Genomic DNA, 1,757 nt, shown 5'->3' with positions numbered 1-1,757 from the left:
ATTATCTTCTATAAGATATTTTGTATTATTAAATAGATAGTTATAGGACTCATCAGAAGTTGAAATATTTTGAGAGGTTTTATAAAATTCATTTGAAATAATACTATTGAAGTTACTAGTATTATTTAGTATAAATATTCCGAATAAATTATTTTCTATATAGTTTTCACTTATTAAATTATTAGTATTATTAAAAATTAATAATATGTTTGAAGATGCTAGAGTAGAGAGTGTATTTTCTTTTATTATATTAGAATTGTTTTCTTCATTTAATAATATAGTAAAGTTGTTACAGGTTATATCATTATATGCTATTACATTACTTATATTTTCAATATCTAATAGTATTGATATTCCATCTAGAGAAATAAATTTATTGTAAGATATTTTATTTCCATAGTTTTTATTATATAAATTAATACTAGTTATATATCCATAGCTATTATCGTTGATTTTAAAAAGATTATCTTTTATATCTAAATCTGAATTATTATTAATTAAAGATATATTAAAGATATTAAGACTTGAAAATATATTGATAGATTTATTTTGGTTTATATCAAATTCATTATAGAGAATTTTTATAGATTTATTATATTTATCAAGTTTTAAGTTTGAAATTTCAAAATAAGAATTATTTGACTTTAAATTAGATTGGTTATTGCTTATTCTAAAAAAATTATTTTTTATTATACATTTACTATGTTTTGATAAATATATATTGCTTAATGATAAATAGGGTGAAATTCCTTTTGTAATATTAAACTCATTGTTTATAATGTCTATTTCATTATAGCTTATTTCTAAATCACTATTATTACCAGATGAATAAATTCCAGATAGGAGTATAATTGGAGAAGTATTATTAAGGTTTAATTTATTATTTTTAAATACTATTTTGTTTTTGGATATAGTATTAGATATATTTATATCAACATAAATATAAATACCAATAAGCTCAGAATTAATGCTACCTATATCATAAGTTATAGTTTTATTTGAAAAAATCATTAAATTTTTAGATATTTTATTATAGTTATTATTACCTAAGATAGATATACAATATTGCTTTATAATATTATTTTCATTTTGAAACTTATTGCTATCTATTATATTAAAACTATTTTTTAAGTACATAGAAATTCCTTCAAAACAATCTGAGAATAAATTATCTATTATATTACAATTACTATTGTTCTCAAAAAAGTAGATGCCTCTATCATTGGATATAAACTTATTAGATTTTATAATACAGTCCTTACATCCAATTAAAAGTATACCAGTATCATTAAGATAAAAATTGCTAGATTCTATCAAAATATTTTTAGATACAAAAAAGTTCACTCCTATATTTTCCCCTTCAAATACACAGTTTTTAAATTTTATATTTTCACAAAATGGCTCAATATAAACATCTATATTTGATGAATTTAAATATAAATTTTCGATGAAAATATTTTTTATACCTTCTTTTATTAAAACACATATATCTAAAGAATTATTTTTAATAGAATTGTTATTTCCGTTAAAAGTAATATCACTTATTGTAATAACTAGTTCCTTATCAACTATAGATTTAGTAAGCTTTGCTGTTTTAGTTTTTATATCATAAACTCCAACTGGCTCGCTAAATCCATTTTCTGTTAAGTATATTATATTATCTAGATTATTTATATTAATATTTTCAAGATAAAAAGGGCATGAAGAATTATTAAAAAAATAATCATATAAATCATCTGTAGGGTTCATGAATTTAC

At 19.1% G+C, this 1,757-nt stretch carries 1 pseudogene; it reads right to left on the bottom strand.

The annotated features are described in order from the left end of the window. Positions 1-1,749: pseudogene (locus G3997_RS06175) on the bottom strand (right-handed parallel beta-helix repeat-containing protein); the annotation flags it as partial. Positions 1,750-1,757 lie beyond the last annotated feature (8 nt).

Origin of the sequence: Romboutsia sp. 13368 (genome assembly GCF_018336475.1) — a bacterium.
GTDB lineage: Bacteria > Bacillota > Clostridia > Peptostreptococcales > Peptostreptococcaceae > Romboutsia.
This window is presented reverse-complemented; position numbering and strand designations above follow the sequence as displayed.